The organism is Nocardia sp. NPDC058114 (genome assembly GCF_042884695.1).
Lineage (GTDB): Bacteria > Actinomycetota > Actinomycetes > Mycobacteriales > Mycobacteriaceae > Nocardia.
This window is the reverse complement of sequence record NZ_JBHVTK010000001.1, coordinates 256119-268140: the sequence shown is the minus strand read 5'-3', so window position 1 is coordinate 268140 and position 12022 is coordinate 256119. Positions and strand designations below refer to the sequence as shown.

Below are 12022 nucleotides of genomic sequence, written 5' to 3'. Positions count from 1 at the left end.
TCACCACGAACTCATCGGACGCGCTGCCGACCTGCCGATGGTGGCACACGCCACCGACACCATCGCCCACCGCGCAGCGCCACCGGAGCGATCTCGCCGATCGCCGGGCATGATCATGTTCGCGGTGGTGGCGCACCGACGCCGCCACCCATATCGCCGATCACGCCCGCCGATCGCGGACACACCTCCCGATCAGCACGAAACCGCGAGTACGAAGTGTGGACGGCAGGCAGGATGAGCGACGATACTGGTCGCCTGCCCAGCTCGGGTGGGACGATGACATACCGCGGACGCCTGGTTCGCCCGGACAACTCAGGATCGACCATGGTGTTTGTGCAGCGATGGCGGGTGATCACGGCGTTCGCCCTGGTCGGCGCGGCCACCCAGCTGGTGTGGCTCACCTACGCGCCGGTGACGACCGTGGCGGCGGAGCACTTCGGTGTGTCCGAGTCCGCGATCGGGTGGCTGGCGAACATGTTCCCGCTGCTCTACGTCGTGCTCGCCGTGCCCGCCGGAATCGCACTCGATCGCTGGTTCCGTCCCAGCCTGATCGCCGGCGCGGTTCTCACCGCGATCGGTGCGGCGCTGCGCCTGCTCGACGGCGGTTTCGCGATCGTGCTCATCGGTCAGACCGTCGTCGCCATCGCGCAACCGCTGGTGCTCAACGCCATCACCGGCATCGCGGGGCATTATCTCGACGAGAAGGACCGGCCGACCGGTATCGCGGTGGGCACCGCGAGCACCTTCGCCGGGATGGCCGCCGCGTTCGTACTCGGCGCGGCGCTGCCTGCGGAAAGCCAGCTCACCGCCCTCACCGCGATCGGCACGATCTTCGCCGCCCTGGCCGCGGTCGCACTCACCGTCGAACTGATGCGCGCGGGCACCGGACCTGCCGCGAGCACATCGACCTCGTTCGTCGCGCTCCGAGCGACCCTCGGGGACCGGTATGTGCGCCGACTCTGCGTCACCGTGTTCTTCCCCTTCGGCACGTTCGTCGCGCTGGCGACCTATGGCCAGGCGCTGCTGGAACCGTCCGGCGTGAGCGCGGACGCGGCCAGCATCGTGCTGCTGGTGAACGTCCTCGCCGGTGTCGTCGGCTGCGCGGTGATTCCGGTCGCGGTTCTGCGCCGCGGTATCGAACTCCCCGCCGTGATGGTCGGTCTCACCGCCAGCGCCGCCGCCTGTCTGCTCGTCGCCCTCGCCCCCGGCCTCGCCACCGGCTTCCTGGCCTTCGTCCTCATCGGCCTGACCCTGCTCCCCGCCCTCCCGATCGTGCTGGCCATGGCCGAACGCCACACCGGCGCCGCGGACGGCACCGCCGCGGGCCTCATCTGGATGACCGGCAATCTCGGCGGTCTCGTCGTCGCGGGCCTGACCGGCCTCCTCGTAGACCAGCCCGCCCTGGCCTTCACCCTCTGCGCCACCACCACCGTCCTCGGCGTCCCCCTGGCCCTGCGCCTGCGCCGCGAGAAGGCCGTCGCCGCGACCTAGGCGGTCAGCCCAGTGCGGCGATCAGGGCGCGCACGACATCCTCGGCGTTGCCGTAGGTGGTGTAGCCGGCGGCGAAACGGTGGCCGCCGCCGCCGAAAACGCCCGCGACCGCGGCGACATCGACGCCGTCGGTGCGGCCTGGGGCAGAGTCGCGGGAGCGCAGGGAGACCGTCCAGCGGTCGTTCTGGCCGCGGGCTTCCTTGAAGACGGCGGCGATGCCCGCTTCGGCAGTGGTCCGGATGACGTCGATGACGCTCTCGACCTCTTCGGGCCCCACGTCGTGGGTGTCGGCGGCGCGCACGAGCGCGTAGACCAGGCCGACACCGGCGGCGGCGGGCACGACCACGGCGGTGGACAGCACCTTCGACAACATCGGGAGCCAGGCGTAGGGGTGGGTGTCGAGCAGGACACGGGTGATCTCGGTGCCGTCGATGCCGGTGGCGAGCAGGCGCTCGGCCATCGCGTGGCTGCCGGACCGGGCCCAGCGGAACGAGCCGGTATCGGTGACCAGGCCCGCGAACAGGCAGTGCGCGATGGGGGCGTCGATCTCCACGCCCCACGCATCGAGGAGCCGGGTCACCAATTCGGTGGTCGAGGCCGCGGATTCGTCGATCAGGTCGACGGTGCCGAAGCCGTCGTTGGCCCGATGATGATCGATCACCAATGTCATGGTCGCACCGGGTAATCGGTCGGCGAGAGCGCCGAGACGGCTGCGCGCGCCGCAGTCGACGACGATCAACAGGTCCACCTCGGCCGGCACCTGCGCGGGCGGCACCACCAGCTGCACACCGGGCAGCGTGCGCAACGAAGCGGGCAGCTCAGCGGGCTCGGCGAAGGACACACACACCGGTACCTCGCGCCGGTGCAGCGCCAGCGCCAGCGCCAGCCCGCTCCCCACGGTGTCGGCATCGGGCTGCACGTGGCACAGGATCGTCACCGAGCGCGCCGCCGCCAAGGCGGCGACGGCAGTGCCCAGTTCGGTCCCGTCGCGGACGCTGGTCATCCGGCGTCCACGACGGGCACCGGTCGTCGGCCCGACAAGGCGGTGGCCACCGGGCAGGATGACGTACCCTGCGTGGTCACTCGGGCTACCGCCTGCGGGCGCTGACCGGACATGCCTGCCTACTCGTCTTCGTCGTCGCGATCGGCCTTGTACGGGTCGGCCTCGCCCGCGTGCTTGGCGTTGGCGGCGACCTTGGCCACCTCGTCGTCGATGGCGCGAGCTCTCGCGAGCAACTCTTCCATCTCGCGGGCCACCTCGGGCACCTTATCGAGAGTGAAAGACAGGATCGGGGTGAACTTCACTCCGGTACCCGCGCCCACCTTGGACCGCAACACACCCTTGGCCGCGTCGAGCCCGGCGGCGGCCTCGGCGTAGTCGGGTTCGGCGTCGATGGTCTCGCCCATCACCGTGTAATAGACGTTCGCCTCGCGCAGATCGCCGGACACCTTGGCATCGGTGACGGTGACGAACCGCAGCCGCGGATCCTTGATCTCGTATTCGATCGCGGTGGCCACGATCGCGGAAATCCGCTTGGCGAGCCGGCGTGCCCTGGCTTGATCAACCATGGCTGAACCTCCCTAGTCTTCGGGTCCGAAGATCCGGCGGCGTACTGCCAGCAACTCTATCTCCGGACGCGCGGCAACGTGCCGCTCACACTTGTCGAGCACCTCGTTCAGGTGTCCCGTTTCCGCACTGACCATGGCAACCCCGAGCAGTGCCCGGCGGTGCAGGTCCTGATCTCCGGCTTCGGCGGCATTCACGCCGAAGCGCTTTCCCAGCTCGGCGAGGATCGGCCGGATCACCGACCGCTTCTCCTTGAGCGAATGCACGTCACCGAGCAGTAGATCGAATTCGAGCGCACCGATGAACAGCGGTGCTCACCTCCTGGTAGATGGGGTTCCCGCAAGACTCCACGCCGCACCCGAAGAATCGGATGCGGCGTGGATCGAGCGGTATTGCGTTGATCAGTCGCGCGGCTTTTCACGAAGCTCGTAAGCCTCGATGATGTCGCCGTCCTTGATGTCGCTGTAGGTGACGGTCATACCGCACTCGAAACCTTCGCGAACCTCAGGAGCGTCGTCCTTCTCCCGCTTGAGCGAGGAGATGGTCATCGTCTCCGCGATCACTCGACCGTCACGGATCAGGCGCGCCTTGGCGTTGCGCTTGACCGAGCCCGAGGTGACCATGCAACCGGCGATGTTGCCGATCTTGGACGAACGGAAGATCGCGCGGATCTCGGCGCGGCCCAGCTCGACCTCTTCGTAGATCGGCTTGAGCATGCCCTTGAGGGCCTTCTCGATCTCGTCGATCGCCTGGTAGATCACCGAGTAGTACCGGATGTCGACGCCTTCGCGGTTGGCCAGCTCAGTGGCCTTGCCCTCCGCGCGGACGTTGAAGCCGATGATGATCGCGTTCGAGGCCGACGCCAGGTTGACGTTGGTCTCGGTGACGCCACCGACACCGCGGTCGATGACGCGCAGACGCACCTCGTCGTCGATCTCGATGCCGAGCAGGGCCTCTTCGAGGGCCTCGACGGTACCGGAGTTGTCGCCCTTGAGGATCAGGTTGAGCTCCGAAGTCTCCTTCAGCGCGGCATCCAGATCTTCCAGGCTGATCCGCTTGCGGCTGCGAGCGGCCAGCGCGTTGCGCTTGCGTGCGTTGCGGCGATCGGCGATCTGCCGGGCGATGCGGTCTTCCTCGACCACGATCAGGTTGTCACCGGCGCCGGGCACCGAGGTGAAACCGATGACCTGGACCGGGCGCGACGGGGTCGCCGCGTGGACGTCCTCGCCGTGCTCGTCGACCATGCGACGGACGCGACCGTAGGCGTCGCCCGCCACGATCGAGTCGCCGACGTGCAGCGTGCCGCGCTGGATGAGCACGGTGGCCACGGGGCCACGGCCGCGGTCGAGGTGCGCCTCGATGGCGACACCCTGGGCGTCCATGTCCGGGTTGGCCCGCAGGTCGAGCGAGGCATCCGCGGTCAGCAGCACGGCTTCGAGCAGCTGATCGATGTTGGTGCCCTGCTTGGCCGAGATGTTGACGAACATGGTGTCGCCGCCGTACTCCTCGGTGACCAGGCCGTACTCGGTGAGCTGCTGCTTGATCTTGTCCGGGTTCGCACCCTCTTTGTCGATCTTGTTGATCGCGACGACGATCGGTACATCAGCGGCTTGGGCGTGGTTGATCGCTTCCACCGTCTGCGGCATGACGCCGTCGTCGGCCGCGACCACGAGGATCGCGATATCGGTGGCCTTCGCACCACGAGCACGCATGGCGGTGAACGCCTCGTGACCCGGGGTGTCGATGAAGGTGATCAGACGCTCTTCCTCGTTGAGGTTGGTGAGCACCTGGTAGGCACCGATGTGCTGGGTGATGCCACCGGCCTCGCCCTCAGCGACGTTGGCCTTACGGATCGTGTCGAGCAGTCGGGTCTTACCGTGGTCGACGTGACCCATGACGGTCACGACTGGCGGACGGTGCTCGAGGTCGTCCTCGCCGCCGGCGTCTTCGCCGTAGGTGAGGTCGAACGACTGCAGCAGTTCGCGATCTTCGTCCTCGGGGCTGACCACGTGGACGACGTAGTTCATCTCGCCGCCGAGCAGCTCGAGGGTCTCGTCGTTCACCGACTGGGTCGCGGTGACCATCTCGCCGAGGTTGAACAGTGCCTGCACGAGAGCTGCGGGGTTCGCGTCGATCTTCTCGGCGAAGTCCGACAGCGATGCGCCACGGGCGAGACGGATGATCTCGCCGTTGCCGCGGGGCAGACGCACGCCACCGACGGCGGGAGCCTGCATGTTCTCGTACTCGGCGCGCTTCGCCCGCTTCGACTTACGGCCACGGCGAACCGCGCCACCGGGACGACCGAAGGCGCCTGCGGCACCACCACGGCCACCGGGACCACCGGGACGACCGCCACCGCCACCGGGACGACCACGGAAACCACCGGCCGCGGGAGCGCCGGCACCGGGAGCGCCGGGGGTACCGCCACCGCCACCGCGGTAACCGCCACCGCCGCCGCCACCACCGGGACGGCCTGCGCCGCCACCGCCGGGAGCGCCACCCGGACGACCCGGACGGCCACCGGCCGCGGGGCCGGGACGTGCGGAGCGTGCGGGCATGGCGCCGGGGTTCGGACGCGGAGGCATCGAACCCGGGTTGGGACGGGGACCACCGGGACGCGGGGCACCGCCCTGCGCGGCGGCCGGACGCTGACCCTGACCACCCTGACCGGGGCGGGGACCGCCCTGACCGGGAGCGGGACGCGGGCCACCCTGACCGGGAGCCGGACGGGGACCGCCCTGACCCGGAGTGGGCCGCGGGCCACCCTGCGGAGCGGGACGCGGTGCCGGACGCTCACGATCGGGCGCCGAGCTGAACGGGTTGTTGCCGACGCGCGGAGCCTTCGGCCCCGGCTTCGGGCCGGGACCGGCCGGACGCGGACCGGGCGCGGCAGCACCCGGCGTCGCCTGACCCGGACGGGTCTGACCTGCGGCGGGCGCCTGTGCCGGACGCGGCGCGGCGGGAGCCGGACGCGGGCCGGGCGCGGGGGCGCCTGCGGGCTTGGTGGCCGGAGCCGACTGCGCGGCGGCCGGAGCGGGGCTCGCGGGTGCCGGAGTAGCGGGCTTGGCCTCGACCGGAGCGGCCTGTTCGGGCTTCGGCGCAGCCGGCGCGGCAGCGGCTGCCGGGGCGGGAGCGGCCGGAGCCGGACGCGGACCGGGGCGAGGGCCACCGGGGGTGGGCTTGGCAGCCGGACGGGCTGCTGCTGCCGACGACGGGCCGGGACGGGCCGCCGACTTGGCATCGGCCGCCGGAGCGGACTTCGACGCCAGTGATTCGCGCAGACGACGTGCGACGGGTGCTTCCACCGTCGAGGACGCCGACTTCACGAACTCGCCTTGCTCCTTGAGCTTCGCGAGTAGTTCCTTGCTTGTGACACCGAGCTCTTTAGCCAACTCGTGCACGCGGGCCTTGCCTGCCACTGCTCTCCTCACTGAGAGGCCGAGCAGTGACGCCGCCTAGGTAAGGCGGGCCCGCACGACCTCGGGTTATCTCCGACGGACGTTCATCGTTGGTGCTTCACGGTGTGCTCATGAGTGCTCGTGCCTGTTCTCGAGGTACTGCTCCAGGGCTGAGATATCCAGATTTCCGGACACTCGTAGGGCTCTGCCGAATGCTCGGCGCCGCTCTGCGGAACGCAAACAAACTGAAACGGGGTGCAGCCATGCACCCCGTCCGGGCTGTCTGCGCCGCGGATCGGGAACAATCGCGACATCGGTGTTCCGATGCTGCGCCACGATCCGCAACAGGTCGGCAGACGGCTCGCGCTGACGGCATCCGATACAGGTGCGAACGGATTGCGCGGGCCGGTCCTGTACCCACTCTACCGGTGACCCGGTCATAACGACGAACCCCTCCCCTCCGGAAGTTACGAACATGTCATCCGCCGGTCGGGATTCGACGTGTTCGGATCAGCTACGGTGCGCTTCCGGCCGGGCGGAGTCGTCCGGTTGCGGAGCCGCGTCGCTGCGGATATCGATGCGCCAGCCCGTCAGACGGGCAGCCAGGCGGGCATTCTGGCCCTCCTTGCCGATGGCGAGGGAGAGCTGGAAGTCCGGCACGATCACGCGTGCCGCCCTGGCGTCGGGATCGACGACGGTGACCGAAACCACCTTCGACGGCGAGAGCGCATTGCCGACGAACGTCGCCGGATCCTCGGCGTAGTCGATGATATCGATCTTCTCGCCCGCCAGTTCACTCATCACGTTGCGCACGCGCTGACCCATCGGGCCGATGCACGCGCCCTTGGCGTTCACGCCCGGCACGGTGGACTGCACGGCGATCTTGGACCGGTGTCCCGACTCGCGCGCCACCGCGACGATCTCGACGGAGCCGTCGGCGATCTCGGGCACCTCGAGCGAGAACAGCCGCCGCACCAGGTTCGGGTGGGTGCGCGAGAGCTGGATCTGCGGGCCACGCGGGCCACGCGAGACACCGTAGACGTAGCACTTGATCCGGTCGCCGTGCTCGTAGGTCTCGCCCGGCACCTGCTCGGCGGGCGGGATCAGTCCCTCGGCGCCGTTGGCCTCGCTGCCGATGCGTACCACCACGATGCCGCGGGCGTTGGCCCTGGCGTCGCGCTGGACCACACCGCCGACGATCTCACCCTCGTGGGTGGCGAAGTCGCCGAAGGACTTCTCGTTCTCGGCGTCACGCAGCCGCTGCAGCACCACCTGGCGGGCGGTGGTCGCGGCGATGCGGCCGAAACCCTCCGGGGTGTCGTCCCATTCGGAGACGAGGTTGCCGTCGGCGTCGAGCTCACGCGCCATCACCCGCACCACACCGGTCTTCTGGTTGATGTCGATGCGCGCGTTGGCCTCGTGGCCGTCGGTGTGCCGGTAGGCGGTGAGCAGTGCCGACTCGATCGCCGAGATCACGGTCTCGATCGAGATACCTTTGTCGGCGACGATCGCCCGCAAGGCTTCGATTTCAATATTCATTCCGCAACCCCTTCGGTGGGAGTGTCACTGTGTTGTCCTGGTGCGGCGAGGTCGGCGGGTTCTTCGCCCGGTACCGGGCGGCCCGGTGCGATACCGCCCGCGAGCTCGAGTTCGGCGGCGCCCGGTGCGTTGAACTCGACCTGGACGACAGCCTCGGCGATATCGACGACCGGAACGTGTACGCGGTGTGGCTTCACTTTGCCGCCGATGACGAGCGCGATGGCGGTGGCGTCGTCGGTGAACTGGCCGACGCGCGCGTCGAAACGAGCCTTGCCCTCGATCCGCTCGGCGCCGTCGGCCAGCTTCACGCGGACCTTGCGGCCCTGTGCGCGCCGCCAATGCCGTTCGGTGGTGAGCGGGCGCTCCACGCCGGGAGTCGTCACTTCGAGCAGATAGGCGGCTTCGCCGAAATCGCCTGCGGCATCGAGAAGTTCGGACATCTCGCGGCTGAGCGCGGCGATGGCGTCCAGGTCGGCGGGGCCGTCGCTGTCGACGGTGACCTTCACTCGAACCGGAGCCAGCTCGCCATTGCCCGCGGCGGCGATCGCGACGCCCTCGAGGTCGAATCCCCGGCGTGCGACGAGCTCAGCGACTAGCTGGCTCACCCTTTCCTCGGTGGGCATCGGCATATGGGCGGCTCCTGGTTCAGTTGTGACGCGATCGGAAATATCTACGCCGAAGGTCTAGCGTAACGCGCTCAGAGAGTGTAAAGGACCAGGCGCTGAGCGCCACGCACCGGTCCGACTCGGCGTGCCCGAGGCCTGTCAGCACGCATGCGTGCCGCCCGCGTGAGATCTGGCACGATGGTCAACGTGCCCCACCGCCATTCCGTCCCGCCGAGAGCCGGGCGACCTTCCGGCATGCGTTCCGACCGGCACGAACCCTCTCGGTTACGGGTCGAGCCCGCCGCCGCGCACCTCGCCGGGCCGACGCCGGCTCCTACCGGCGCGACCGCGTCGCCGCCGCCCGCCGTAGTGCCGCATCCCACACCGGTGCAGCAGCTTTCACCGTCGGCGACCGGACGGGTCGACACCCGGCCTGCCTGGCGCCGCCGCACCGTGCTCCGACTCGTCGGCGCGAGCGCGATCGGCCTTCCCGTGGTGGCCACGCTGGCCGCCTGCACCGAGGACGATACCGTCCACGCGCCGGATCCTCTTGCCGCGCAAGAAGTTCTGGCTCGCGCCGATGCCGCGGCCGCGACCGCGGCGATCGCGCTGGCACCCCAGTCGAATGCCGCGCTGAGCACGATCGCCACCGAGCGCACCGCGCACGCCGACGCGCTCCGCACCGAAATCGACCGGGTGATCGGCGTGTACGGCGACGGCACCACGCCCGTTCATCGCACGGGCGCCGTGACCGTGCCCGGCCCCGGCGGATCGCCGGTTTCGGCCTCGGAGGTCGAGACCGCGTCCGCGCAGCCGGCCACCCTCGCGCAAGTGCGTGATCAGCTGGTCCGGTCCCAACAGTCCGCCGCCGCCCTGGCCCGCACCGAAACCGGCTATCGCGCAGGTCTTCTCGCGTCGATCAGCGCGGCCTGCGCCACCCAGGCAGGAGTCCTGCTGACATGACCGAACAGCGAACGGCATTGCAGAGCGCACTCGATGCCGAGTACGCGGCCGTCTACTCCTACGGCCTGATCGCCGCGTACGCCAATGCCGACCGGTCCCGGCTGGTCGCCGAGTTCAGCGCCGCGCATCGAGCACGTCGCGACAGCACGGTCGAACTGCTCGAAGCGGAGGGCACGGCACCCGACGCTCCCCGCGCCGCCTACACCCCACCCGCCCCGGTCGACGACCCGATCCCCGCGGCGCATCTCGCGGTGAGCGTCGAAACCGATTGCGCGGCAGCGTGGTACGCGGTCGTGGAGAACGCGACCGACGAAGTGGTGCGCGCCACCGCGACGGAAGCCCTCACCGAGGCCGCCGTTCGCCGCGCTCGCTGGCAGACGATTCTGGGATCGGTCCCGGTCACCGTCACCTTCCCGGGACGGGCGTAGCGAACCGAGTCGGCGGTTGCGGGCAGATCGGCGATCTGCCCGCAACCGAGGTCCCGACTACGGGCGCATCGCGTACGCGCCGTCGTAGGCCTCGACCTGCTGCCACACCCGGCCGAAACGCTCGGCGTCGGCAACCGGGCTGCGCAGGGCCCCGATCGCCCAGGCACGCTGAGCCTCGGTGACCGACGGCTTGCCGAGCAGCGCCGCCGCCTGGGTGTTGAAGTCGCGGATCTGGAAGTCGAAGATCTGATCGAGCACATCGCGGTCGAGCCCGGTGAGCTCGGCCTGCTCGAGAATCAGCTGCCCGTAGACCACCGTGGAGAACAGGTGGCCGATGGTCAGCATGAAGTCCAGGTCCTTCTGCTGGTCCGCATCGGGTGCCGCGGTGAGCAGCAGGCTGCGCAGCGCTTGGGCCTGCTCGTAGAACCTACCGACATTCGGGACCGCGGATGCCTGCTCATAGGCGGGGGTCCAGTCGGCGAACTGCACCTTGCCCGCGCCGCGCGCCGGACCCTGCTGCCAGAAGAACGGCTGGTCGCCGGGGGCGAGGTCGGTGCCGATCGCCGGGTATTCCTTCGGGTTGAGCAGGTAGTTCGGCATGAACTTCAGGATCTGCCCCACGTTCACGTGCACGGTGCCCTCGAGGCGCGGCAGGTGGTTGATGTAGCGCGAGGCCTGCGCGAAGTAGGTGGCCTTCTCGAATCCCTTGGCCGCCAGCACATCCAGCAGCAGGGTCATCGCGACCTCGGCCTCGGAGGTGACCTTGGACTTGGTCATCGGGTTGAACAGCAGGTAGCGGCGGTCCTCGAGCGAGGCGCTGCGGAAGTAGTCGACGGCGCGGTCGCTGAACAGCTTCATCGCGATCAACCGCGCGTAGGCGTCGACGAAGTTGCCGCGCACGTGGGCGAAGTCGGTGACGGGGTTGCCGTAGAGGATGCGGTTGTTGGCGTGGGTGATGGCCTCGAAGAACGAGTGCTCGACCATGCCGATGCCGCCGTGGCAGAGGTTGAACTTGCCGACGTTGACGGTGTTGAGCGCGGCCGAGAAGGCCTCCGGCCCCTCGTGCAGCAGGTCGGCGGCGGTCACCGGGTAGTTCTCCAGCCGGAAGTGGCTGACATACATCTGACCGTGGATGACGCTCTCGATCAGGTGGTAGTCGTCGTGGCGGCTGTCGGCGGCGAACCAGATGTAGCCCGCCGGACCCTCGACGTCGGCGCGGCGCGAGAACACCGACACCATCGAGGCGACGTTGCCGTTGCCGATGTAGTACTTCTCGCCGCTCGCCCGGAACAGGATGCCCGCCTCGGCGTCGGCGCTGCCCGGCTCGCTCGGGGTGAGGATCAGGTCGGTGTTGTAGATGTCGGCGCCGTGGTCGCGCTCGGACAGCGCGAACGCCATCACCTGACCGTCGTCGAGATCGGCGGCGGCCTTGCGCTTGGCGACCTCGTTATCGCTCTGCCAGATCGGGCCGAGGCCGAGGATGGTGACCTGCTCGGCGTACCAGTACGCCAGTCCGTAGAACCCGAAGATCTCCGCCAGCGCCGCGTTGCGTGCCGCGTCCCAGCGCTTGTTCGGGTCGCCGTCGGCGTAGGCGGCCGGGGTCAGGAAGGTCGCGAACAGCTTCTCCTTGCCGACGAACTCGAGGAACTCCGAGGTCCACACCGCGTCGCGATCCTCGACCAGCAGCTGCGCCTTGCCCTTGGACTCGAACCACTCGATGGTGGCCTTCAACAGCCGCCGCGTCTCGACGTCGAAGTGCTGCGGGTCGTAGGTGGCCGGGTTGAAAAGCAGGCTGGGCGAACTCGTCATGCCGTTAACTTATCAGCGCCGCCCACACGCCACGCCGACCCTCACACCCTCTACCAGCACTTTCGCCTACGTAGCCGTAAGTTCGAACAACTCACTGTTCCCCCCGATCGAACAAGAACCAGATTTCCGGCCTCGCCCAGATGTCGAGCAACTCTCGCCGAGAAGATGCCAGGGCGTACGAACCGGTCCGCGGCGCGGTCCAACAGACAGCAATCGCGCTGC

At 69.0% G+C, this 12022-nt stretch carries 11 protein-coding genes; 3 read left to right on the top strand and 8 right to left on the bottom strand.

Annotated elements, in window-relative coordinates:
* Nucleotides 1-324: 324 nt before the first annotated feature.
* On the top strand, nt 325-1491 hold the full coding sequence (locus tag ACFVVI_RS01265) for an MFS transporter (protein WP_387442320.1): 1167 nt from the start codon (nt 325-327) through the stop codon (nt 1489-1491).
* Nucleotides 1492-1495: 4 nt separating this feature from the next.
* Here ACFVVI_RS01265 and ACFVVI_RS01260 read toward each other — a convergent pair whose 3' ends face one another.
* The 7 genes from ACFVVI_RS01260 to rimP form a co-directional block, all read right to left on the bottom strand.
* Nucleotides 1496-2494 carry a bifunctional oligoribonuclease/PAP phosphatase NrnA gene (locus ACFVVI_RS01260; protein ID WP_378992337.1) on the bottom strand — a complete coding sequence of 333 codons (999 nt, stop codon included), beginning with the start codon at nt 2492-2494 and terminating at the stop codon, nt 1496-1498.
* Between the two features lie 119 nt (nt 2495-2613).
* A complete protein-coding gene (rbfA, locus tag ACFVVI_RS01255) occupies nt 2614-3060 on the bottom strand; it encodes a 30S ribosome-binding factor RbfA (RefSeq protein ID WP_378626520.1) in 447 nt (148 codons plus the stop codon).
* Between the two features lie 12 nt (nt 3061-3072).
* Complete coding sequence (locus ACFVVI_RS01250) at nt 3073-3366, bottom strand: DUF503 domain-containing protein (RefSeq protein WP_378628258.1); 294 nt, start codon at nt 3364-3366, stop codon at nt 3073-3075.
* 93 nt (nt 3367-3459) lie between these two features.
* Nucleotides 3460-6477 (bottom strand): translation initiation factor IF-2, encoded by a 3018-nt coding sequence (gene infB / locus ACFVVI_RS01245; protein ID WP_378992336.1) that lies wholly within the window; start codon nt 6475-6477, stop codon nt 3460-3462.
* A 108-nt stretch (nt 6478-6585) separates the two neighbouring features.
* Nucleotides 6586-6897: a YlxR family protein gene (locus tag ACFVVI_RS01240; protein WP_101468594.1), complete on the bottom strand. Its 312-nt coding sequence runs from the start codon at nt 6895-6897 to the stop codon at nt 6586-6588.
* 69 nt (nt 6898-6966) lie between these two features.
* Nucleotides 6967-7995, bottom strand: a complete 1029-nt coding sequence (gene nusA, locus ACFVVI_RS01235; protein ID WP_378626517.1) for a transcription termination factor NusA — start codon at nt 7993-7995, stop codon at nt 6967-6969.
* Entirely contained in the window at nt 7992-8624 is a 633-nt protein-coding gene (gene rimP / locus ACFVVI_RS01230) for a ribosome maturation factor RimP (protein ID WP_378992335.1), read from the bottom strand. The genes nusA and rimP overlap by 4 nt, the downstream gene beginning before the upstream one ends.
* A gap of 456 nt (nt 8625-9080) precedes the next feature.
* On the opposite strand from rimP, the gene ACFVVI_RS01225 reads away from it, so the two are divergent.
* Nucleotides 9081-9563, top strand: a complete 483-nt coding sequence (locus ACFVVI_RS01225) for a hypothetical protein (RefSeq protein ID WP_387444412.1) — start codon at nt 9081-9083, stop codon at nt 9561-9563.
* Nucleotides 9560-9991 carry a ferritin-like domain-containing protein gene (locus tag ACFVVI_RS01220; RefSeq protein ID WP_378992332.1) on the top strand — a complete coding sequence of 144 codons (432 nt, stop codon included), beginning with the start codon at nt 9560-9562 and terminating at the stop codon, nt 9989-9991. Before ACFVVI_RS01225 ends, ACFVVI_RS01220 begins: the two co-directional genes overlap by 4 nt.
* 57 nt (nt 9992-10048) lie before the next feature.
* On the opposite strand, the gene ACFVVI_RS01215 is transcribed toward ACFVVI_RS01220, so the two are convergent.
* Nucleotides 10049-11800 (bottom strand): acyl-CoA dehydrogenase family protein, encoded by a 1752-nt coding sequence (locus ACFVVI_RS01215; RefSeq protein ID WP_387442312.1) that lies wholly within the window; start codon nt 11798-11800, stop codon nt 10049-10051.
* Nucleotides 11801-12022 lie beyond the last annotated feature (222 nt).